The 23,503-nt window shown below is 55.9% G+C and carries 21 protein-coding genes; 9 read left to right on the plus strand and 12 right to left on the minus strand.

Features of this window, described 5'->3' with window-relative positions; genetic code table 11:
* Positions 1-98: 98 nt before the first annotated feature.
* Genes ACR0BF_RS13895 through ACR0BF_RS13905 form a run of 3 tightly spaced genes read right to left on the minus strand, consistent with a single transcriptional unit; the run spans position 99 to position 2,382 of the window.
* Positions 99-1,025: a carbohydrate kinase family protein gene (locus ACR0BF_RS13895; RefSeq protein ID WP_480519802.1), complete on the minus strand. Its 927-nt coding sequence runs from the start codon at positions 1,023-1,025 to the stop codon at positions 99-101.
* Between the two features lie 39 nt (positions 1,026-1,064).
* Positions 1,065-2,162, minus strand: coding sequence for a glucokinase (locus ACR0BF_RS13900; RefSeq protein WP_480483647.1), 1,098 nt, complete (start codon positions 2,160-2,162; stop codon positions 1,065-1,067).
* Positions 2,146-2,382 carry a family 1 glycosylhydrolase gene (locus ACR0BF_RS13905; RefSeq protein WP_480625136.1) on the minus strand — a complete coding sequence of 79 codons (237 nt, stop codon included), beginning with the start codon at positions 2,380-2,382 and terminating at the stop codon, positions 2,146-2,148. The genes ACR0BF_RS13900 and ACR0BF_RS13905 overlap by 17 nt, the downstream gene beginning before the upstream one ends.
* Before the next feature lie 171 nt (positions 2,383-2,553).
* Between ACR0BF_RS13905 and ACR0BF_RS13910 the strand changes: the two genes are divergently transcribed.
* From ACR0BF_RS13910 to ACR0BF_RS13950, 9 genes are all read left to right on the plus strand, one after another.
* Entirely contained in the window at positions 2,554-3,303 is a 750-nt protein-coding gene (locus ACR0BF_RS13910) for a sugar phosphate isomerase/epimerase family protein (protein ID WP_480625137.1), read from the plus strand.
* Positions 3,303-4,349 (plus strand): LacI family transcriptional regulator, encoded by a 1,047-nt coding sequence (locus ACR0BF_RS13915; RefSeq protein WP_480605626.1) that lies wholly within the window; start codon positions 3,303-3,305, stop codon positions 4,347-4,349. The genes ACR0BF_RS13910 and ACR0BF_RS13915 overlap by 1 nt, the downstream gene beginning before the upstream one ends.
* A 22-nt stretch (positions 4,350-4,371) precedes the next feature.
* On the plus strand, positions 4,372-5,121 hold the full coding sequence (locus ACR0BF_RS13920) for a basic amino acid ABC transporter substrate-binding protein (RefSeq protein WP_480483651.1): 750 nt from the start codon (positions 4,372-4,374) through the stop codon (positions 5,119-5,121).
* Between the two features lie 64 nt (positions 5,122-5,185).
* The gene (locus tag ACR0BF_RS13925; protein WP_480494225.1) at positions 5,186-6,832 is read left to right on the plus strand and encodes an amino acid ABC transporter permease; all 1,647 of its coding nucleotides are present in this window, start codon (positions 5,186-5,188) and stop codon (positions 6,830-6,832) included.
* Entirely contained in the window at positions 6,829-8,814 is a 1,986-nt protein-coding gene (locus tag ACR0BF_RS13930; protein ID WP_480625138.1) for a beta-galactosidase, read from the plus strand. The genes ACR0BF_RS13925 and ACR0BF_RS13930 overlap by 4 nt, the downstream gene beginning before the upstream one ends.
* Before the next feature lie 125 nt (positions 8,815-8,939).
* Positions 8,940-10,064, plus strand: coding sequence for an extracellular solute-binding protein (locus ACR0BF_RS13935; protein WP_480477085.1), 1,125 nt, complete (start codon positions 8,940-8,942; stop codon positions 10,062-10,064).
* 116 nt (positions 10,065-10,180) lie between these two features.
* Positions 10,181-11,293: an ABC transporter ATP-binding protein gene (locus ACR0BF_RS13940; RefSeq protein WP_480625139.1), complete on the plus strand. Its 1,113-nt coding sequence runs from the start codon at positions 10,181-10,183 to the stop codon at positions 11,291-11,293.
* A 12-nt stretch (positions 11,294-11,305) separates the two neighbouring features.
* Positions 11,306-12,226, plus strand: coding sequence for an ABC transporter permease (locus tag ACR0BF_RS13945; protein ID WP_480554884.1), 921 nt, complete (start codon positions 11,306-11,308; stop codon positions 12,224-12,226).
* Positions 12,223-13,491, plus strand: a complete 1,269-nt coding sequence (locus ACR0BF_RS13950) for an ABC transporter permease (protein ID WP_480625140.1) — start codon at positions 12,223-12,225, stop codon at positions 13,489-13,491. The genes ACR0BF_RS13945 and ACR0BF_RS13950 overlap by 4 nt, the downstream gene beginning before the upstream one ends.
* A 43-nt stretch (positions 13,492-13,534) precedes the next feature.
* Here ACR0BF_RS13950 and ACR0BF_RS13955 read toward each other — a convergent pair whose 3' ends face one another.
* From ACR0BF_RS13955 to ACR0BF_RS13995, 9 genes are read right to left on the minus strand one after another with little or no spacing between them, the layout of a single operon-like run.
* Positions 13,535-15,451: a beta-galactosidase gene (locus tag ACR0BF_RS13955; protein ID WP_480625141.1), complete on the minus strand. Its 1,917-nt coding sequence runs from the start codon at positions 15,449-15,451 to the stop codon at positions 13,535-13,537.
* Positions 15,448-16,308, minus strand: coding sequence for an SMP-30/gluconolactonase/LRE family protein (locus tag ACR0BF_RS13960; protein ID WP_480605643.1), 861 nt, complete (start codon positions 16,306-16,308; stop codon positions 15,448-15,450). The genes ACR0BF_RS13955 and ACR0BF_RS13960 overlap by 4 nt, the downstream gene beginning before the upstream one ends.
* The gene (locus ACR0BF_RS13965) at positions 16,305-16,910 is read right to left on the minus strand and encodes a 2-dehydro-3-deoxy-6-phosphogalactonate aldolase (RefSeq protein WP_480477098.1); all 606 of its coding nucleotides are present in this window, start codon (positions 16,908-16,910) and stop codon (positions 16,305-16,307) included. Before ACR0BF_RS13965 ends, ACR0BF_RS13960 begins: the two co-directional genes overlap by 4 nt.
* Complete coding sequence (locus ACR0BF_RS13970) at positions 16,907-17,800, minus strand: 2-dehydro-3-deoxygalactonokinase (RefSeq protein ID WP_480605645.1); 894 nt, start codon at positions 17,798-17,800, stop codon at positions 16,907-16,909. Before ACR0BF_RS13970 ends, ACR0BF_RS13965 begins: the two co-directional genes overlap by 4 nt.
* 4 nt (positions 17,801-17,804) lie before the next feature.
* Positions 17,805-18,569 carry an SDR family NAD(P)-dependent oxidoreductase gene (locus tag ACR0BF_RS13975; protein WP_480605648.1) on the minus strand — a complete coding sequence of 255 codons (765 nt, stop codon included), beginning with the start codon at positions 18,567-18,569 and terminating at the stop codon, positions 17,805-17,807.
* The gene (locus tag ACR0BF_RS13980) at positions 18,569-20,275 is read right to left on the minus strand and encodes an IlvD/Edd family dehydratase (protein WP_480605651.1); all 1,707 of its coding nucleotides are present in this window, start codon (positions 20,273-20,275) and stop codon (positions 18,569-18,571) included. The genes ACR0BF_RS13975 and ACR0BF_RS13980 overlap by 1 nt, the downstream gene beginning before the upstream one ends.
* Before the next feature lie 58 nt (positions 20,276-20,333).
* Complete coding sequence (gene melA, locus ACR0BF_RS13985; RefSeq protein WP_480605654.1) at positions 20,334-21,674, minus strand: alpha-galactosidase; 1,341 nt, start codon at positions 21,672-21,674, stop codon at positions 20,334-20,336.
* Positions 21,671-22,519 (minus strand): carbohydrate ABC transporter permease, encoded by an 849-nt coding sequence (locus tag ACR0BF_RS13990; RefSeq protein ID WP_480477108.1) that lies wholly within the window; start codon positions 22,517-22,519, stop codon positions 21,671-21,673. The genes melA and ACR0BF_RS13990 overlap by 4 nt, the downstream gene beginning before the upstream one ends.
* 1 nt (position 22,520) lies before the next feature.
* A complete protein-coding gene (locus ACR0BF_RS13995; protein WP_480605659.1) occupies positions 22,521-23,447 on the minus strand; it encodes a carbohydrate ABC transporter permease in 927 nt (308 codons plus the stop codon).
* Between the last annotated feature and the right edge of the window lie 56 nt (positions 23,448-23,503).

Genomic DNA, 23,503 nt, shown 5'->3' on the forward strand with positions numbered 1-23,503 from the left:
AATTTGTGAGCCTGCCAGGCGGTCGCAAACTCCGCAGCCACGGCCCTCGGACTTGATGCGATTGTCACCAGTTCGATTTTTCGGGTTTTTGCCGACAATCAAATTTCGTGTGCCCAGGGCGGTTCTGCCCCGGCGCGTGATACTGTTACTGCGGCAACAGTTGCGCCCAACGTCATGGCCGCCCGCAAGCTTTCGGAGGTCAGATTGCGCAGCCCCTGCTTTGTCAAATTCCCTGCGCGGTTGAGTTCGGTCAAAACCCCAGCATTAAACGTGTCGCCCGCGCCGATTGTGTCGACAACCTGAACAGGTTTCACCGGAACCGAAACCTTGGAACCATCGGCCAGGTACCCATTCGCTCCGTCGCCACCCCTGGTCACGATGAGGGCTGACGGGCCGGTTTGCAACAAAAGAGACGCTTTGGCACCCTCGGGTTCGGCTCCCGGGATGATCCAGTCAAGATCCTCGTCTGAAACCTTCACAATATCGGACTGTGCGATCATGCGGTTCAGGCGGGTCCGATACCGGGTCTGGTCCTTGATGAATCCCGGTCGGATATTCGGGTCCAACATCACTGCGCGATCCGCTCCGTGGCGATTCAGAAGTGAGGCATAGGCATCCGCGCAGGGTTCACATGCCAGGCTGATACCCCCAAGATACAGGGCGGACACGGCTGTTAGCTGGTCCGGCATGTCCTCGGGTTGCAGCATTCGTCCGGCGGTGTTTTCATCGACAAAGCTGTAAGTGGCGTGACCGTCTTTTAGCTGTACGAAGGCAAGGGTCGTGGGGCGGTCAGAGATAATCACATGTGACGTGTCAACATGGCTTGAATTCAGCGTCTTTGTAATTTGTTGGCCAAACATGTCAGACGACACGCCGGTTAGCATTCCGACGGAAACACCCAGACGACCGACTGCGACCGCCGTGTTCAATATCGCCCCACCTGTGTGCGGTACAAATCCTTGTTCGCCCGACACTGTCGGCTCGGAAATCATGTCGATCAGGGCTTCACCACAGCACAGGATCATTTCGTAGTCCTTTTCAGAGTATTTTGTCAGGGAGACTTGTTATCGCATCAAAGCGTTCTTGCAGAAATTGTTCGCCCCGATAATGCCGAACTCTGCTTGCTCGGAGACATACAGGTTCAACGAGCGGCGCAGCTCGCTGAAACGGCCACCGCCGTTGAACGCTTCCCGGAACTCTTCGCCGAATAACCAGCGATTCTTTTCCGCGACGCCGCCAACAAGAAACACTCCGCCCGAAGGCATCAGTGTGACAGCCATGTCGCCCATCAAAGCCCCCAGATGGGTGTTGAACATCCGAGCGGCTTGTACCGCGATGGGGTCAGAACGGTCGCGGGCATCGAGCAGAATGTCTTTCGCCGAGCGCGTTGGTGTCTGTATATGGCCTGCCGCCAGCCCGATCGCCTGATATAGGATAGGCAAGCCCGTACCGCTCAGGAACATCTCAGCTTCCAGTGCGAGGCTGTCACCAAAAAAACACTCAGGCGCAATGCTGCGGGCTGCTTCAAAGATGTCAACTTCGTCGCGGTGACGCGGATACAGACCCACATGACCACCTTCTCCGGAGACTGTGTGATAGTGGCCCTCGGAAAACAGCAACGCTCCCACGCCAAGCCCGGTGCCAGGACCCACCACCAATCGCGTGCCTGCGGGCGGTGTCGCGTGACCTTGCAAGACGGCAACATCTTTCTGGGTTACTTCTGCCACCGACCACGCGGCAGCGGTGAAATCATTGATTACAAACGTATGACTGGCGCCGGTGGCTTTTGCCAATTCGGCCTCGGACAGGTCCAGATTGGCATTTGTCAGCCGAATCGTGCCATTCCGGACAGGGCCTGCACCCGCCGCCACGACCGCCTGTGGATTTGTTCCGATTTCATCCCGAAGCGCGTGAAACGCTTCCAGCAGATCTTCCAGTGTCCCCGTTGGGCGCTTGCGCAGGGCTGTCAGCTCTCCGTTCGTAACCACGCCCAGCCGCGTGTTGGTGCCCCCTATGTCAGCAACCAGATTCCAATGCTCATGCACCGCACCGAATGGTTGCGCTAACGGCTGAGAGACGTTCTGACCCCCGGAATGGGCAGACTTTAGCGCCATGAAAGACGCTTTGGGTGTTCTCTCAAGCGTTTCAAAATTCACGTTCACCAGTCCAAACCTTTTTCCACATTCGAAGGCCCATTCGCATTTGTCGCAGTAGTGACCAAACAAAACAGCCCTTTACCGGAACATTTTGTGCAAAAGCGTCCCTTACGGCAGCCAGGTGTCGGTCGAGATAATCCATGCGATTATCATTCTGAAGACCCTCTGCGCGCGCCATACCGTTTTTGGTGATACAGATTGGTGGCTCGCTCGTATAGCCCTTCATTGTTCGGATCAGAAATCGGTTGCGGAAAATGGCTCGATTTCCCACCCCATCTGGGTTTTAGGCAAAGGCTCGGAGCCTTATTCAAAGCTGGCGTACGGATCGAATCAATACGGCGCTTGACAAGGATACAGCTCGTAATTCACCATATTTGAAACGTTTCAAAGGTGAGGGATGCGAGTTTCTGCCCAACTCTACACAGTGCGGCAATGCGGTGATCTTGCAGATCGGCTGCAATTGGTTGCGGCCTGCGGTTTTTCAGATGTCGAAACCACTGGCTTGCACGGCCTGACCCCTGCTCAGATGGCGGGCACTATTTACGGGTCAGGCCTTAATGTTCGGTCTGCACATTTTGATTGGGAAGAGTTCGAAGGGCGATTTTCGGATATCGTCGAAGTATTAAACCTAATGGAATGCCGGGTGGCTGTCATGCCTTGGCTGGCGCCCCAGGTGCGGCCCGACACTGCCGAGGGATGGAGGGCGGTGTCGGGCCAGTTGTCCAAATGGGCAAATCAGCTGACAGATCATGATATCAGCCTAGCGTATCACAATCATGATTTTGATCTTATCGGTGAGGCTGGTGACACACCTCTTGACCTGATCCTTGCCGGCGGAGATGTCTTTTGGCAACCAGATATCGGTTGGCTGGTTGCGGCTGGTCTGGATCCGGCGGACGCGATCCGCCGCCACGCCAATCGAATCCTGTCCGTGCATGCAAAGGATATCGACCCAGCAGGCGGAACAGGTGACGCGCGCTGGCGCGATTTGGGCGAAGGCGTAGTTGACTGGAACGCAACCCTGCGTGCGCTTGCCTCGACCAACTGCACGGACCTGTTTGTCGAACATGACGAAACCGATGATCACGTGCGCACCCTGCAAACGGGTCGGTCATTTTTGACGGAACAATTGGCAGGGTTTGGGTGATGGCGCGAGCGACGATAAAATCGATTGCCAGAAGTACTGGGTATTCCGTTGGCACAGTCTCGAATGCTTTGCGGGATTCCGTATCGGTGAAACGGGAAACCCGGGAAGAGATTCAGAAAGTTGCGTCGGATCTGGGATACCGGGTGAATCTGGATGGCCTGAAGCTACGCACCAATAAATCCTATAGAATCGGGGTCATGGTCAGTGTTTCGAACGATGCTGCGGAAGAGTGGGAAGGTGTAGAGTTTACGCGTATTCTGGCCGGAATATCCAATGCGCTAATAGGAACGCGCTATCAGTTGAGCGTATTCAGCACATGTGATGGCGAGGCCGCGGTGCAGACGTTGAAGTCCATCGTGCAGGAAGGGCAGGCTGATGGCGTGATCTTTTCCGGCACGCGTGTTCATGATGAACGCGTCGCGTATCTGCAGGGGCAGGGCTTTCCTTTTGTCACATACGGCATGAGCGACAGCCCCCAACCGCATCCTTATGTGGATCTCGACAGTCAGGCAGCGGCTTATGATGCCACCGCCAGGCTGCTTGGGCTGGGGCATCGCCGCATCGCTTTGATAAACCCGCCGGATGACCTGATCTATGCGCAGCAACGCCGCAGGGGTTATGCTGATGCGCTGTCAGAATGCGGTGTGGAGTTCGACCCGACACTGGTTTCCACCGGCCCGACCACCGCGGAATCCGGTCAGCAGAAATTTGCTACGCTTATGGAGTTGCCGAAACCGCCGAGCGCCATCATCTGCGCTAATGAGGCCATAACCCTTGGGGCGCTGTCAGCTGCCGATAAAGCCGGAGTGCAGGTTGGAAGGGACGTTGTGGTCATCTCGAACGACGACTTGAAGCTCAGCCAGTATTTTGTACCGCCACCCAGCACTTATTACTTGCCGATTGCTGAAACAAGCCGTCTGCTGGGTGAGTTCATGTTGAAAGCTTTGGACGGGGTCGATCCGTCCGAGATTCAGAAAAAGATCAGGGCCTCATTGATCGAGCGGCAACCTGACACCCCGGCGCCGGATGCGGCGCAAACCACCTGATCCAACAAAGGAGTACCTGAAAATGTTTAAAAACCTACTTGCCGCTGCAACACTCACAACACTGATGGCTCCAGCGGCCTTTGCTGCCGACCTGGAAGGTCGTGTTCTGAAAATCGGAACCGATGCGACATACCCACCGATGGAAACCGTGGATGAAACAACCGGTGAGATCGTGGGCTTTGACGTCGATGTGATGAATGCAATCTGCGCGAAGGTCAATTGCGTCCCCAATTTCGTAAACACCGCCTGGGATGGTATCTTTGCGGCCCTTCAGCAGGGTGAGTTCGATCTGGTTATCTCGGGCGTGTCGATCACACCGGAACGCGAAGAAACCATGGACTTTTCCGAGCCTTACATCGTTGTCAGCCAGGCCATTCTGTTGCAGGTCGATAATGCTGACATGACACTTGAGGATTTCAAAGCCGGTGGCCAGAAACTGGCCGCGCAAACTGCGACGACCAACGCCCAATTGGCGGAAGAGCTTGTTGGGCGCGAGAATGTCAGCCTTTACGACAACTTCTCGGCCGCCATTTTGGCGCTTCAGAACGCGGACGTTCAGGGCGTGATCATCGATGGCACTTCAGCGGCGGCCTATGAACAGGAATTTGCGGGCGAGTTGACTGTTGGCATCACAGGCCTGCAATCCGACCCGTTAGGCATCGTGTTTCAGGAAGGCGATCCGACAGTGGATGCAATTAACGCTGGTCTGAAAGCCATTCAGGAGGATGGAACGCTGGACGAACTGACAGCCAAATACTGGGGCACCAATTGATCCATTAGCGCCCTTCCGGTCCGGCGGCCAGCGCTGCCGGGCCTTGTCTTAGCGGAGAAGTTCCATGTTGCGCCTCAGCACGATCCGCCCGAGTAACCTGGTGTTGCTCGCAGCAGCGCCCTTTATTATCTACCTGTTCGCCACATCCTCAAAATACTTGCGGTCTCTGGTCGCAATTCTGGGGATCGGCACCGACGCGGGGCCCATCTTTGTTGGATTTCTGCTGATTGCGACCGTTGCGATCCTTGGATATCTTTGCGCACGCTACGTGCGGTTTTCACAAAACTCCCCCGGCTGGTTGCGATTCTGCGCGCTTGCCGCGTTCCCAGCTTCTGCGGCGCTTTTGGTCATCAGCTTTGTTTCTCCGCTGCTTCTGATGCCATTTGCCGAGTCGGTCTTCTTCCATGCGCTCAGCGAAAACACATCACCCCTTATCGATCGATCCAGTCAGACCTGGGTACTGTTTCCGGGCGTGATCGCCAAGGTTCAGACGGGATTACAAGTTTTCCTGGCGGTTTACGCGGCTGTCGTCGCACTATGCCTAATTTCGGCACGTTTGCAGCCGCCCTGGCGCGGGCGCGTCTTGTTGGGGTTGGAGTGTCTCACAGGCGCGGTTCTGTTTTATCTCATGTTCATGGCTCATTGGCAGTTCGCGACCGGGGTGGCCATTACATTCCGCGCGGCCATATTTGCCTATATCTTCGCGGCCATTCTTGGTTTGGTCTGGGTCGGGTTGCAATCGTTTAAACCAAAGGCGCGTACGACGGTCGTCTATGGTTCGATCAGTTTGGCATTGCTTGCAGCCTCAGCCTTTTTCTTCATGCAGCCGCAGGTCAGCTTTGTTCTGGTGGGCAGCACCGAAGGGCGTATCGCGGTTGTGCGCGGCACGCCGCAGGCGCAGGCTGACGTTATCCGGTTTGGTGAGTTCGAAGGGGCCGACGGTCAGCAATATCGCATCCGCAGCGCAACCGATGCCACTGCCGCGCTTGAACAGATCGAAACGGTCGACAGTGTCTCGGGCGCTTTTGTCCCGGCCGATGCCCATACACAAGGTTATCCGGTCCTGTGGCAAACAAGATTTCTACCCGACAAATACCGCAATCCGGCCCTGGCATTTGCCGTGTTCGGGTTTTTGTTGCTGACACTGACCATTGGCGGGGCTCAGCATAAGCTGCATCCTCTGGCGGTCGGGGCCGAGTTTTTCGTGGATACGATACGCGGCATTCCGATGCTGGTGATCATTCTTTATATTGGACTGCCACTGGCGGGCGCAGTCAAAGACGCCACCGGCGGCGGTATCGACATGACCAATATGACCCGCGGGATCATCGCGATCTCAGTTGGTTATTCCGCCTATATGGCCGAAATTTTCCGATCCGGGATCGAGGCGATACCGAAAGGCCAATTGGAGGCGGGCAGCTCTCTGGGTTTGTCGCGCTGGCATACGGCGCGGCTTATCGTTCTGCCGCAGGCCCTGCGGATTGTCACTCCACCGCTTGGCAATGAGTTTATCGCGATGATCAAGGACACGTCATTGCTGTCTATCCTGTCCGTCCGCGACATGACCCAGAGGATGCGAGAATTTCAGGCGGCTAGCTTTCTGCCCTTTGCACCCTTCAATACGGCGGCAATCCTGTATGTCGTTCTCACACTCGGCTGTGCCAGTTTCCTGAAGTGGATCGAACGACGCACAGCAAAGGACACACGATGAGCGCGCTGGAACTTGGGGTTTGTTACTACCCCGAACAGTGGGACCCTTCGCAATGGCGAGACGATGCCGCCCAAATGGCAGACATGGGGTTGGATTGGGTGCGGATTGCTGAATTCACCTGGGGTCTGATCGAACCCGCGCGCGGTCAGTTCCACTGGGACTGGCTGGATGAAGTGATCGAGATACTGGGTCAGGCTGGTCTGCGGGTCATGATGTCCACCCCAACAGCCGCCCCCCCCAAATGGTTGATCGATGAGTATCCCGAAATCCTGCCCGTTGGGCCGGATGGTCGGGTCAGAGGGTACGGTTCGCGCAGGCATTATTGTTTTTCCAGTGAGGTTTATCTGGCCGAGGCGCAAAGGATCGCAACTGAATATGCCCGCAGATATGGTCAGAATTCGTATGTCCAAGCGTGGCAGATCGACAATGAGTACAACGACCACGATACAGTTCTCAGCTATTCCGATGCCGCGCGAACAGGTTTTCAGAACTGGTTGGAGGAACGATACGGGGCAATCGATGCGTTGAATGACGCGTGGGGAACCGTTTTCTGGGGGTCGCTCTACTCTCAGTTTGGTCAGATCGAACTGCCCAACGGGCTGGTCGCCACGCCCAATCCAGCCCATGCTCTGGAATTCGCGCGCTATTCTTCCGATCGAGTTCGTCTGTTCAACAAAACGCAGATGGATGTTCTGCGCAAATATGCGCCGGGGCGGGATATCACCCATAACTTCATGGCAAGCAGTTTCGAATTCGATCACCACGCCGTGGCTGCTGATCTGGATATTATCGGGTTCGACAGCTACCCACTGGGGAACCTTTTGGGCTCTACCCTTTCGGATGAAGAAAAGCGCCGTTATTTGCGCACCGGCGCACCGGATTATCAGGGTTTTCATTGTGATTTATATCGCAGTCAGGGGCGCGGTCGGATGTGGGTGTTGGAACAGCAGCCGGGTCCGGTAGATTGGGCCGATAAGAATCCGTCTCCGGCAGAGGGGATGGTTCGGCTTTGGACTTGGGCGGCCTATGCACACGGCGCGCAAGCCGTGATGTTTTTTCGCTGGAGGCAGGCAAAATCTGCGCAAGAGCAATACCATACTGCGATATTGCGGTCGGATGGCAGCCTGGATCAGGCCGCTGTTGAATTGGCCCAGATCGTGAAGGATCGCGCAACGTTGCCGCCCGAGAGACGGGCAAAAGCACGGGTTGCAATGCTGCTGGATTATACCTCGATCTGGGCGGCGGATATTCTGCCGCACGACAAGGATTTCCCCAATGCTCAGATTTTTCGCGAGTGGTACACTGCAATTCGTGGTTTTGGGGTCGATCTTGATTTTGTTGGCCCTGAAGATGAACTGAGCGACTACGCCCTCATCGTGTTACCGCAAAGCATGATCGTGACGGCTGACCTTGCAGACAAGCTTGACGCTTCGGGAGCCAAGATACTGATAGGCGCCCGTTCCGGCAGCAAGACGTCCGGGATGAACACGCCTTCAAATCTGGCTCCGGGCGAATTGGCAAAGTTAACAGGTATCCGTGTCACGCGCGTCGAATCACTCCCTTCACTTGCGCAGGAGGCTGTGATTCTTCCCGATGGTCGGCAATTCGAATTCACGGGCTGGCGTGAAATCGTCGAAACCAAAGAGCACGTTTTGGCCCGCTTCAAGAGCGCTTATTGCGATGCCAGCCCGGCGGTCATCCGTTCTGACCGCACGACCTATCTGGCAATGGTTCCGCGTAATGAGCTTTTGCAAGCGATTGTCGGTGAAGTACTGAACTGGGCTGGGATAAATGCAACGCCTTGTGATCCCGATTTGCGCATAACCCAACGCGGCTCGACCTACTACGCGTTCAACTTCAGTGACGTTTCAAAGCCTTTGCCTGTTGGTCGTGCACGTCAAATTCTGCTTGGTTCAGATCCGGTCAAACCAAGGGACGTTACCGTTTGGCGGGAGAATGCGGCGCCTCATAATTCAGCTTAGACGTGTCAAATCGTGAAACTGGACATAAGAATTTCGAAAACTGTCACTTTTGGACTGACGGATGGGCGCAGAAAGTCCTATGAATAGAAAACAAAAAAATCGAGTCCAACAACGGGAGAACACTAATGGTTACCAAGTCATCACTTTCCAGACGCACTGTTTTGAAAGGAGCGGGTGCCGCGGCACTTGCCGCGCCTCTTTATAGCAAGAGCGCACTGGCGTCGTCCGGTGAAATCAACATCCTGATGTGGTCGGATTACCTGCCGCCCAGCTTTATCGAAGAGTTTGAGACCCTTACTGGCATCAAGGTGAACTACACCGGGATCGGCTCAAACGAAGAAATCATCAACAAGATGAAGGCAACCAAAGGTCAGGGCTTTGACATCGTCTCACCGACCAACAACCGCTCGTTGCAGTGGGAGCCTCTGGAGCTGTTGCAGCCCTTTGACATGAACAAGGTTCCGGTCGACTTGGTGAACCCTGCCATGGCCAAAATCGGTACGGATGCTTGGAACTTTGGCGGCGCCGGGGTCCACTGGTTGCCGCATATCTGGGGCACCGAAGGTATTGCATACCGCACCGACTTGTGGCTGCCAGCTGGGGACGCACCATCCTATGGCGACGTCTGGTCGGAAGAAAACGCAGGCAAGACCATGGGCCGCGCGCATTCGATGATGCTTGGCGCTGGTCTCTACATGGAGCGTTCCGGCGAGATGGAGCCGGGTTCGGTCTGGGCCGCTTATGGTGACGAAGAAACCATGCGCAAGGTCTGGGGTCAGATCACTGACTGGTGCATTGCACGTAAGAATCGCATCAAGCTGATCTGGAACGATGCCGATACACAGAAGAACGGTCTTCTGAATGAAGGTGTTGTTGTCGGTCAGACCTGGGACGGCCCGCCACTGGCACTGAAATCGGCTGGTGAACCAGTGCACTATCAAGCGCCCATCGAAGGGGCGATGGCATGGGTTGACGGAATGTCGATTCCGTCTGGCGCGGCGAATATCGACCAGATCTATGCCTTCATCGACTTCGCCTATCAGGCCAAACCTGCCGGTGTTGCCATCGACAGCCATGGGTACAACTCTCCTGTTCTGGGGGCGGATCAGTATTCAGGCGACACCTACAAGAAGAACTTTGCCGAGGCCTATCCGGGCGACTCGCTGGCCAACCTCAATCCGTGGCCGGCCGAAGCCCCATGGTATGCTGAAACGCGGACCGAGTTCGTCAACAAGTTCAAGAGCGCATAAGCGATCTGAAACCATGCCCCTCGCGTTCTGCGAGGGGCCACAATCTGTGCGCCGCTCCGGCGTAACGGAAAGCTATGTGGTGTGGTGACAGTGCACACCTCAGGGAGATACCAAAAATGAGTGCAGGGGTCGGAGTCGATCTGGAAAACCTGTGGATCCGTTTCGGTGACTTCGTCGCCGTGCGCGATGCAAACGTCACAATTAACGGGGGAGATTTCTTTTCATTCCTCGGACCCTCGGGTTGCGGCAAAACAACGATCTTAAGGGCTGTTTCCGGCTTTCTCGAGCCCAGCGAAGGCAATGTTCTGATCGGCGGCAAAAACATGCGCGGGATTGGGCCCAACAAACGCCCCACAGCTCTGATCTTTCAGAACCTAGCGTTGTTTCCCTTGATGAAGGTTTGGGAGAACATCACGTTCTCGATGGAAATCAAAGGCGCCAGTGCTGCCGAGCGCCGCAAGCGCGCTGACGAGCTTTTGGACATGATCGCGCTCCCGGAGCAAGGCGACAAACTTCCCAGCGAATTGTCTGGTGGCCAACGTCAGCGAGTGGCCATCGCTCGTGCCCTTTGCGCCGAGCCGGATGTATTGCTTCTTGATGAGCCTCTGTCAGCACTTGACCTCAAACTGCGCCAGCACATGCGAACGGAACTGCGTGAGATACAACAGCGTGTGGGCATTACTTTTATCTACATTACCCATGACCAGGGCGAGGCGCTGACCATGTCAGATAATATCGCCGTCATGCGTGCAGGTGTGATTGACCAGATTGCCGATGGGAAAACCATCTACAATGATCCTAACACGGCTTTCGCGGCCTCATTTGTCGGCGAAAACAATGTATTCCGTGGCAAGATCAAACAGGTCATGGGCAACGAGGCGCTGATCTCGACCAACCGCTCGGGCGATCTGGTTGCACGGATATCGACCGCCAACCAAGGCAAAATGAAAGAAGGCGATAGTGCGATGATGTTCATTCGCCCCGAAGCCTTCGCCATTGCGCCCGAGGGGGCTTCGGGTGACCATTTTGTTACCGCGCGGGTAAACCACGAAGAATTTGAAGGCAACGTCTTCAACATCTTTACCGAAGGTGAAGGCGGAAAAGAGATCAAAGTGTCGATCCCGAACCATGGACAATCCTTCGAGGACCACACCGGACAGAACATCACGTTGGAATACAAGACGCATAACGCCGTCATCGTTCCTGCGGGTGAACTGGCTGCAGAATAAGGGGATTAACTCATGCCCCAGTTTCTGAAAGACTTCTTCAATCGCAACGGCACCGGCATGGGAGTGGCGATCCTGGGTCTGGTTCTGTTCTGGACCATCGGCCTGATCATCCTTCCGCAGCTGTCGATGTTGGACTTCTCATTCCGTCCGAATCTGCCACCGCCAGAGATTGGCGGACCCAAAGACATATATACGCTCGAGAACTACAAATATCTGGTCTACGGCCCCGAAGGCGGCAGTCAGGACTACAACACTGTTGATCTGAGGGTGTTTTTCCGAACTCTTGTGGCCGCGGTTTTTGTGACGGTTTTCAACCTGATCATCTGCTATCCGATTGCCTATTACCTGGGTCAGGCCGAGGGCAGCCATATTCGTATCTTCGCGATCATGCTAATCATCCCTTACTGGATCAACGAGATCCTGCGCGCCTTTGCGCTGCGCATCATCTTTGGGGAAACAGGTGTGTTGAACACGTTGTTCACGGGTCTGGGCATCTGGGATACACCGTTCGACTTCATTCGCAATGACATCGCGCTCTATGCGGGTCTGGGATACGCCTATATCCTGCTGATGATTTTCCCGATGTATAACGTGATTGAAAGTCTGGACAAAAACCAGATCGAAGCAGCACGCGACCTTGGGGCGCCTTGGTGGCGGATACATTGGCGAGTGGTCATTCCTTATGCCAAGCCGGGGATCAGTTCGGGCTGTACTATGGTCTTCATGTTGTCCGCCGGTGCGTTGGCTGCGCCGCAAATTCTGGGCGGGCCGTCCAGTCTGTGGTTCACCCAACTGATCTATCAGCAGTTCAATGACAACAACGACTGGCCACAGGGCGCCGCCTACGCAATCGTTCTGCTGGTCACTTGTATTCTGTTCGTGCTGGCCATGATGCGCCTGTTCAAAGTGAACATGGGGGATATAGGGAAATGAACAATTCCTTCCTCCGCATAAGCATCTGGGTCTATCTGGCGATCTTCTTCCTGTATCTGCTGGGCCCGCTGGTGATCATGTCCGTCACCGCGTTCAACTCGTCCGGGTTCCCCCGAATGAGCCCATGGGAATGTCTGACATTCCAATGGTTTGGCGAGCTGTTTCAAGATCAGCGTATCCTGAACGGGATCAAGAACTCGCTGATCATCGGAATCGGCACAGTCATCCTGTCCGTGGCGATGGGTTTGGCAGGCGCGCTGATGCTGACCCAGATCTGGCCGAAGCTTCGCGCGACCTACTATACGGTCATTATCGCACCGATCCTGATCCCCGGTGTGGTTCTTGGTATCTCGACGCTGGTCTTCTGGGACCGGATCAACCGGATGCTGGGGCTGGGGGCCGACAGTTTCCTGTCAAACGGCATCTTCCTGACAGTGATCGGCCAGTCCACCTTTATTGCCAGTTACTGTATGCTGGTGCTGGTGGCGCGGTTGCAGCGTTATGATGTCGCCCTGACTGAGGCGGCACTGGACCTTGGGGCCAGCCACGCTCAGGCTTTCCGCAAAATCCTGCTGCCGTTCATGCGCCCGGCGATTGCCTCGGCGGCGGTTTTGGCATTCCTCGCTTCTTTCGAGAACTACAACACCACCACTTTCACTTTTGGCGAATACCCGACGCTGACGATTGAGCTGGCTCAGAAGGTTCGCTACGGCATCACGCCCGCGATCTCGGCGCTGGCGTTTATCATCGTTGCGCTGACGGTTTTCTTCGCTCTGCTGAACGAAGCCAAGCTGAAACGTCAGGAACTGGTAGCCGCGGCGCGTAAAAACGCAACGGTCGAGGAACTGGCTGGCAAGATCAAGCTGCCGAGTTTCTTTGCCGGTAATATGGCCGCCGTGTTGCTGGTCGCATTTGCGGTTGTAACGATCACCGTCATAGGCACAGCGGCGACCTACAGTCCGGCGCAGTGCATTGCCGACGTTCGCGAGCAAAAGCAGTTGGAAGCGGAACAACGCATTCAGGAACTGCGTCAGCAGCGTGAGGAGCGCCGCAAACAGCAACAAGCGGAAAAAGCCGGGCAGGGTGATGCCCAAACCGCGCCAAAGCCGTCAAATAACAGCGGTTTTGGTAATGTCTTCGCTCCGAACTCGCTGGATGGCAGCGAGAATGAAAGCAACGAAGGTGCATCTCAAACCGAGGGTGAGCCATCCAACAACGGCGGTTTCGGAGGGGTGTTTGACCCCAACAGCCTAAAAAGCGACTAATCGCTGTGCCAAGCGGCAACCAACGCATCTGCCCGGATAGGATTCAAGTCTGTCCGGGCAGATTGCGCTTCAGGATCTTCACGTCACAGTCGCCGATGGTCGACCCGTTCCAGACCACCGGTTCAGCGTTATAGTTGATCAGGAACATGTGGTCGGCTGTCTCACGCAGTCGAAGTCCTGGCGGCATCGGTTTCAGGCCCAAACCGCTTTCTTCCGCAGCCAAGCCGATGACGCGATCCCATAATGCTTCGTTTGGGAAGCCGGCAAGATACCAGAACCCGTCCCCTGCCATTAGCGCAGGCGCTCCATCTTCAAAACTCAGAATTTCTTCGGCTGATCCTGAAAGGCGATCGATCCAATGCTGTGCCGCGCCGCCGCCACGGACAGCCCGGTTGACAGCAGGGGGCAGTGTTTCGACCAAATCGACGTCGCAGTCCAACCCTTTCAGGCCAGGTCGACCGGCGGCGGGGATCTGGAAATCACGGGTAATTGCGCCGCTGCGTGGGCCGAGGATTGCAAGATCCGAGTTGTCCGCTAACCTACGCTCCAAATCCGGGTCAATCGTTGCCAGTCCGGGGGCAAGGATCAGCACATAGTGCGTGGACAGGTCATTGGGCGAAACAAAATCAATCGACAGCCCCACGCGGCGCAATGCACGATAAGCTGAGAAGACCAACCGGAAATAGTCAAAGCCTGCTCCTTGCGGTAGCGATGTCCAAGCCCAGTCCGAGGGGTAATCAAACAGTATCGCAACCTTGGATTGCACCTGATGCACCTCGCCCAATGTGGATAGCTCTTCCGCTGTCTGACGGGCCTCGTGTAAGGCAGGGGCGGGGCGATTGTCCGGTGTCAGCAAACCCGCGTGCATCTGTTCCTGCGCAAAGGGGGCTTGCCGCCATCGAAAATAGCTCACAACCTCAGCACCGTGGGCGACAGCCTCAAGCGACCACAACCGCACCATTCCGGGCAAGGGTGCCGGGTTATAGGGCGCCCAATTCACCGGACCAGGTTGTTGTTCCATCACCCACCATCGGCCGCGGCCTACTGCCCGGTAAAGATCATGGTGAAACGCCTGCATGTCCGGATCGCCTTGGTGTAGAAAGGCGGTCTTGTGGGCTTCGTCATCTTCCAATCGGTCCGATAGAAATCCGATCGGATAACTGTCCCAAGTCGCAATATCCAGATCTGCGCCAACCTCGAAATGGTCGAAATCCAGAATACGGCCCATGTAGTTATGCAACAGCGGCGCATCGGTCAAAGCTCGCAATACATCGACCTGAGCTTTGTTGAATGCCACAACCTGATCTGAGCTGAACCGACGGAATGCCAGTACATGAGCGGGGTTTGGCTCGGTCACAGTTTGATTGGGTAGTTCAATCTCATCGAAGTTGCGGTACTCCATCGACCAGAACACGTTTCCCCAGGCCTTGTTCAGTTGTTCAATTGAGCCGTATCGAACAGCCAGCCAGCGCCTGAATGCATTCAGTGCCGGGGTGCTGTAGCTGACTGTTGTGTCGTGACACCCATACTCATTGTCGATCTGCCAAGCCGCCACATACGGGTTATGACCATAGCGCTCTCCCAAGACCCGTGCGATGCGGCCACATTCATCGACATAGCCCTGGTGGCTAAAGCAGTAATGCCGCCGTGATCCGAATTTGCGCGTGTTTCCATACGTATCCACGGCCAGCATGTCCGGATGTTTGTCCAGCATCCAACGCGGTGGCGTTGCTGTCGGTGTGCCAAGCACGACTTTCACTCCCGCCTCGCCAAGTGTTTTAACCGCGCGATCCAGCCATTCAAATTGCAGGGTTCCGGGGTAAGGCTCCAGCCGGTTCCACGCGAACTCTCCAATGCGTACCCACGAGATGCCGGTGTCCACCATGCGCGCGGCGTCTTCCGCCCACATCGCTTCGGGCCAGTGTTCAGGGTAGTAACACACACCAAGTTCCGGCTTCATAAAATGATCCTGTGTTCTGCCTGCCCTCGTCCCGCGTTTGGCATTGCAAACGTCATGCCATTGGTGGGTTGGGATTCAATATCCGCGTTGCTCAACCCCTGCCTTGCTGAGGTGCAGAACAGCGTGCCTAAGCTGTCGCCACCAAAGGCCGGGCAGGACGTATGTGACGCTTCGAAAGAAGTGGCCTTCAGGAAATGACCTTCGGGCGTGTAGGCCGCAACACGTCCAATCCCCCATTGCGCGATCCAGATGTTCCCGTCAGCATCAACCACCGCACCATCCGGGTTCAGGCCTTCTTTACGAAAGTCCAGAAATACGGTGCTTTCCCCTTCGGGCCATCCGCTTACTGCATTCAAGCTCCAGCGCTTGACCTGCCTCGTTTTCGTGTCACAGAAATAGGCCACGGATCGATCCGGGGCAAAACAGATTGCATTGGAAATCGTCACATCCGGCACGAGACGTCTGAGTGTACCTTTCCAGAACCGATAGATTGATCCGGCCCCGGCTTCAGCCTGTTTGCCCATCGTACCGATCCAGAAACCACCCCAAGGATCAGCGCGACCGTCATTCGAGCGGGTGATTGGGTTGTCTGCCTCGAGCGGCGTAACCAGCGCTCGATGCCCGGACGTCAATTCAAACTGCCAAAGACCCGTTTCCGACGCCAAAAGCAGTGTGTCGCGATCCACCCAGCCTGCGGCGGAGACATGTTCATCGAATTCCCAGCTTATCTGATTTTCACTTTCGCGCGTCATCAGTCGTTTGTTGAGAATGTCGAACCAGAATAGCTGTTGCCGAGCAGGGTGCCAAAGCGGACCTTCGCCCAACGCGCAGGGGCGGTCGTCAAAAATCGTGCTCATCTTGCCGCCTTGTCAAAGGCTGTTACGATCTGCTTCGCGCGTGCTGCGATTTCGACTGCGTCCATGCCGGGTTTGTACAGCGCTGATCCAATCCCGAATCCATCCGCACCGGCTTTGATCCATTGCTCGAAGTTTTCAGGCCCGGCACCACCGACAGCAAAGATACGTGTTTCCTTGGGTAAAACGGGTCGAAGTGCTGCGAGCCCAACAGGGCCTGCCATGACGCCAGGAAACAGCTTTAATCCTGTGGCCCCGGCTTCGAGAGCGGCAAAGGCTTCGGTCGGCGTGTAAACGCCCGGCCAGCTTTGCATCCCCAACGCTACAGACCGTTTGATCACGTCAGCATCATAGTTGGGTGACACAATCAGCCTGCCGCCGGCATTCCGAACTGCGTCCACCTGATCAACCGTCAATACAGTACCAGCGCCTATCAGGGCGTGATCTTTGAAAGCTTCGGCCAGAATGGAAATGCTGTCGAGCGGGTCAGGCGAATTGAGTGGAACTTCGATCCGGTCGATCCCTGCATCGATGATAACTCTGCCAACGGCCTCGGCTTCCTGTGGTTGCAGACCGCGCAGAATGGCGATGATGGGGCGGCTCATGCGATTTGCCTTGTCATATTGCGCGCCAGCGCCAGCCCGGCCAGCGTTGCTTCGGTGGCGTTTGCAGTCTCAAAGAAAGCGCCCTGTTGTCTTAGCGCTGCCGCATAGACCCGCGATACGGCATCTGCACCAATGATAGCCAGTTGTTGACCCAGCCAATATGGACGGGTGGCGGCCAATTCAGCACCGATAAGCAGTCCCGACAGCCGCGCGCGCGCGATGTCTTTGTCCTGATTGTGCAGCAGGTCCGCAGCCCGCAAGCCGAACAGGCGTGCAGCCAATTGTTCGGGCTTGGACAATGTATCCGCCACAGCCTCGGCAAAGGCATCTTCATCCCATCCTTCACCTATAGAATGCCGCAGAACAGATTGCGCACTTAACAAATCAAAAAGCTCTCCGGTCATGAGCGTCCGAAAGCTCACGATTTCACCTGCGCTGACCTGAACCCATTTCGTATGGGTTCCTGGAAGACAGAGGACACCATCCCAGTTCTGGCGAGCCCCCAAAAACCCTGCGATCTGTGTTTCTTCCCCCCGCATCACATCTGGTGGGCTCAGTTGCTTTAATCCGGGTATGACGAAGGCCCGGATGCGCGGGTCTGTGCTGGGAACACGGACCGGGGTTTGCGGCAAGGGTTGCGACGGAACGGTAGAATAAGGTGCTTCGACCCAGCCTTGGCGTGCACCGACCATACCGCAGGCGATCACATCGATGGGGCCATCCTTCAGCCAGTTTTCAACAAGTTCCAACAGGGCGGTCTGGAACCCGTCGGCTCCGAGACGCGCCATACCTTTGTCGGACTGCGCGCAGTCCAGCACCGTTGCCCCCCGCATGGCCCAGACCCGCAGGTGAGATGTGCCCCAATCAACGGCGATCCAGTCAGTATTCATTGTGTCACCCTGAAACCACTACGCCGCCATCAACCGCCATACACTGACCGGTCATCGCCCGGCTGGCGTTGGATGCAAGAAACAATGTCGGTGCAACCATGTCTTCGGGCGTCAAATGTTCTTTCAGGCATTGTCGATCCAAATGCGCGGCCAAATCTTCGGGCGTGGCCCACTTATCCAGCTGTTTTTGCGTCAAAACCCAACCGGGAGCCAGCGCATTCACACGTATGTTCTTTGGCCCCAGTTCGCGGGCCAAAGACCGCGTCATCCCTGTAATGCCCGCATTTGACGTCGTATAGATCGGATAGCCTGCATTGCCCATCATGTAGCTGATCGAGCTGAAGTTAATGATAACGCCGCCTTCCTTCATTTGCCGGGCCGCTTCCTGACAGGCGAAATAATAGGCTTTCAGGTTTACGTCGATCATCCAGTCCCAGAATTCGGTCGTAGTTTCCTCAAGTGTATGGCGCTGGTCATTGGCCGCGTTGTTGACCAAAACGTTTAGGGGTCCGTGGGCTTCCGCGGCTTTGGCCATTGTTGTGTGAAGAAACTGGGTTTCGGTCATATCACCCTGCATGAACAGAGGTGCGCGCCCGTGTTTGTTGCGCATCTCTTCGACAAAACCGCTGGCATCCGATCTGCCGATAAAAGCCACATTGGCCCCCTGAGCCAAAAACCCATCCGTTAATGCTGCGCCCACGCCCGAGCCTCCGCCGGTAATATAGACGGATGACCCGTTCAGGTCATGAAATGTCGCTGGTTGGGTCATCAGTGGCTCTCTCTGGTCACAAGGCGGGTGTCTTTGCCGACGAGGAAATCCAGGTCGGCCCCCTGATCGGCCTGCAACACGTGATCGACATAAAGTTTGGCATACCCGCGGGAATAATGTGGCTTATCTGGTTTCCATTGGGCTCGGCGCGCGTCCAGTTCTTTTTCGTCCACCAACAGCTCAAGCTTTCCAGCGCTGGCAGATACGCGGATGCGGTCGCCGGTTTTCACCAGCGCCAGTGTGCCGCCCGCCTGTGCCTCGGGGCTGACATGTAGGATGACGGTGCCATAGGCAGTGCCGGACATACGGGCATCCGAGATACGGATCATGTCGCGAACACCTTCCTTCACCAATCTGGCCGGAATCGGCATGTTTCCTACCTCGGGCATCCCGGGATAACCCTTGGGTCCACATCCCTTGAGCACCAGAATGCTCTTGGATGTGACCGGCAGATCAACCCGGTCGATATTGGCTTTCAGGTCTTCGATATTTTCGAAAACAAACGCCTCACCCTCGGTTTCAAGAAGGGCATCTGTTGCGGCAGAAGGCTTGACGATGGCCCCGTTCGGCGCAAGATTGCCGCGCAAAACACGAAGGCCAGCAGCGGGTTTCACCGGATCGTTGAAGGGGCGGATAACGTCGCGGTTGAAACATTCGGCGCCTTCGTAATGGGCGGAAATGTCCTTGTTCAGAACGGTTCTGGCCGGGCGCAGGAAAGGCTTGAGTTCGCTCAGCACAGCCGGAACACCGCCCGCGTAACAGAAATCTTCCATCAGGTATGTGCCCGAGGGCATGCAGTTCACCAGAAGGGGAATCTCTGATCCGATTTCAAAGTCCCTGAGCGTCAGGTCAACGCCTACGCGACCTGCGAGCGCCAGTAGATGAACAACGGCATTGGTCGATCCCCCAACGGCTGCATTGGCGAGGATTGCATTCTCGAAGGCTTCTCTGGTCAGAATGTTCGATGGTTTCAGGTCTTCGTCGACCATTTCGACAATCCGCTTGCCTGTCAAATGGGCGAGGGCCATGCGGCGGGCGTCAACGGCGGGCAGGGCGGCATTGGTGGGCAGGCTCATGCCCATCGCTTCGACCAGAGACGCCATGGTGCTGGCGGTTCCCATGGTCATGCAGACCCCGGCACTGCGAGACATCCCGGATTCGGCGCTCATGAACTGCTGAAGGGTCATCTCTCCGGCGCGCACAGCTTCGGAAAACTTCCACACATCGGTTCCTGAGCCAATATCCTGACCGCGATATTTTCCGTTCAGCATTGGGCCGGAGCTGACAACGATCGACGGCAGGTCGACCGAGGCCGCGCCCATGAGTTGGCCCGGCGTGGTCTTGTCGCACCCGCCCAGCAGAACCACACCGTCAATGCCATATGCGCGGATCGACTCTTCGACATCCATGGCCAGAAGGTTGCGAAACAGCATGGCTGTGGGTTTCATCTGGGTCTCGCCCAGCGACATGACCGGGAATTCGACGGGAAAGCCCCCTGCCTCCCACACTCCGCGCTTTACCCCTTCGGCCAGATCGCGGAGGCCGGAATTGCAAGGGGTCAGCTCGGACCATGTATTGCAGATTCCGATGATCGGCCGCCCATCGAAGGCGTGATCAGGAAAACCCTGATTTTTCATCCAGGATCGATGGATGAACCCATCCTTGTCGAGTTTCCCGTACCAGTGCTGTGAGCGGCGTTTTGACATTGTTCTGTGATGCTTTTCGAGATCTGGGTGGATTTGAGTATTTGTAGAAAGATGAAATTTAAGCGGCGCGAGGCGGGCAACACCAATCTGGCAGCCAGTCGGCATGGGCAGACAGAAGGTCGTTCACCAGATTTCGAATTTGGCGCAGGTCCAGTTCGGCGGCGGTGTGCGGGTCCATCATGGCTGCATGATAGATATGCTCGGGGTTCTGGTCGACCAATGCCCTGACTGTGAGTTCCTGAACGTTGATCTGGGTACGCATCAGGGCTATCAGCTGCGGTGGGATGTCTGCGATGACAGAAGGTTGAATGCCATTTGCATCAACCAGACACGGTGTTTCGACAGCAGCCCCCATCGGCAGCTGAGGTATCTGGCCGGTGTTTGGCAGATTGCCATATGCCACGTAGGGGGTGTCAGAGATGATTGCGTTCATTATGTCTGCCGCAAACTCATGGCTGCGAGTGACGGCTATGTCGCGCCCGTCAGTCAGGGTTTTGGCCTGCTCTTTCCAGTTGCTCATCTGTTCCACACAGCGGGTCGGGTATTCATCGAGTGGGATTGAGAAATTCTCGATCAGGTCCGCCCGCCCGTCTTTGATGAACCATGGCACGTATTCTGCCAAATGCTCAGAACTTTCGGTGCAGAAATAGCCAAGGTGGTCCATCACTTCGTAGCGCACCTTGTTGGGGCAACGCGGCATCAGCAGCGGGGCCTTGGGCATTCTGCCGCTGACATAACCTTGCCTAAGGGCGGGGTAAAGATCATGGCCCTGATGCTCAAGCCGCAGGAAGAAGGCGACGTGATTGACGCCCGCGACTTTGTAGCGAATGTCGTCTTTTGGCAGGTCCAGATCATGTGCCAGTTCCGCGACCGTGTTCTGCACCGAGTGACACAGACCGACCTGCTTCAATGATGGGTATTTCTCGGCCAGTGCCCAGGTGTTCATGGCCATTGGATTGACGTATTGTAGCAGTGTCGCATCAGGGCATAGCTGCATCATGTCATGCGCCACGTCCCACAAGACCGGCACAGTGCGCAGCCCACGCATGATGCCGCCGACGCCCAGCGTATCCGCGATGGTCTGGCGCAGCCCGTATTGCTTGGGGATCTCAAAATCTGTGACGGTACAGGGCTGGTACCCGCCAATCTGAAAGGCGGTAATAACGAAATCGGCACCATCGAGTGCCGCGCGTCGGTCTGTATGTGTGGATACTGTCGCGTTTGACCGGACCGAACGGATCATGGCGCGGGCTACAGCTTCGCTTTCTGTCAGGCGTACGGGGTCGATATCCATCAGCGCAAAGTGACTGTCCGCCAAAGCGAGGGTCAGCAAAGCATCCCCCACGATGTTCTTCATGAAAATTGTCGAACCTGCTCCGATGAAAGTTATCTTTGTCATTTTACAGCTCCGAGGGTCAGGCCCGCGATAAAGTGCTTTTGCATCAGGAAGAACATGGCAACCGGCGGCAGCGCTGCTACGATCGAGCCCGCGCTCATCAGTTGGTAGGCGGCGCGGAACTGGGCGTTGAAACTGGTTATGCCTGCTGTGACAGGCTGGCTTTCCGCGCCCTGAGTTAGGACGACCGCCCAGAAATAGTCGTTCCAGATGAAAGTGAAGATCAGCACGCTGAGTGCGGCAATTGCGGGTTTCATCAACGGCAAGACCACATACCAGAAGATGCGCCATTCGCTGATACCCTCGACCCGCGCGGCCTCGATTAATTCAAAGGGCAGGGCCCGGATAAAGTTGCGCATGAACAATGTGCAAAAGCCGGTCTGGAAGGCGATGTGGAACAAGACGAGGCCGGTTTTTGTGTTGTAGAGGCCCATATCAAGTGTCAGGTCGCGCACAGGCACCATCAGGATCTGGAATGGCACGAAGTTGCCGGCAACGAACATGAAGAAGATCCACAGGTTCGATTTGAATTTGTAGATGCCCAAAGCAAAGCCGGTCATGGAACTGAGGGCAACGGCACCGATCACCGTAGGAATGGTGATCATGAAAGAGTTCAGCAAGTATCGCGGCATGTCAGAGTTGAAGAATACCAGCCCGTAGTTGACTGCGCCCTCGAAACTGGATGGCAGGCCCCAATAGTTGGCGTTGGTGAAATCCGCCGCTGGTTTGACCGAAAACAGAGCCACCGCCAGGAGGGGCCCCAGCCACAGCAACAAGGCAAGTGGCAGCATCGCCTGATAGGTGATCTGCGCGGCGCGAGATTGTTTTTCGATGGGTTTGGGAAACATCTCAGTGCCCCCGTTCTTCGCGATACATCGACCAGAGGAAATAGGCTATGAAGCCGAGCATGATCAGGAACAGCACCACAGCGATAGCCGCGCCATACCCCATGCGGAAACCGTATTCAGACAGGGCGACCTCGAACATGTAATAGGCCAGGACTCGGGATGATCCGAATGGCCCGCCCTGTGTCATGATCGAAATCAGGTCGAAACTGCGCAGCGCCCCGATGATTGTCACGACGAATGCAATGAAAGTGGCCGGGCGCAACTGTGGCAGAATGATGTGCCACAGCATTCTCAAGCCTTTGGCACCGTCCAGGCGTCCGGCCTCGATCTGTTCGGGGTCGACGGCATTCAGACCGGTGAGGTAGAGGATCATGCAATAGGCGGTTTGCGGCCAAAGGCCCGCGACGATGATGCCGTAGGTGACCAAACGCTCGTCGCCCAGCACGTTCAATGGACCCATTCCGAGAAAGCCGAGAAACTCATTCAGAAGACCAAATGTCGGGTCATAAAACCACGTGAATACAAGGCCAACAACAACCTGAGAGATGACAAATGGAAAGAAAAACAGCGATTTGTAAAGGCGGATACCCCAGACCGTCTGGTTCAGAAACAAAGCGATGAAAAGGCCCGCCGGAATGGCCAGAAGATACAGGATCAGCCAGATCAGGTTGTTCTTGAGCGAGATATAGAATGCGTCCCGGTCAACCCATTCCCAATACAAATCTTCATAGTTACGCATGCCGACATATTCGGCGGCACCCAACCCATCCCACTCGTACAGTGACAGGTTGAAGGACTGGAAGACCGGAATGATCACATAGACCATGAAGAACAGCAGGCCCGGAGCAAGGAATAGCCACGGGGCGATGCGTTGTTGGTTTCTGTGGAACCAGTTCTCCTGATCAGGGGCGTCAGCGGCAGTGGTCATGGGTGTCCTGGGTTTGTTTGGGTAAGGCGGGTTGAAACCACCTTACATTCTGTGGC

Source organism: Ruegeria sp. AG7, from assembly GCF_056541545.1.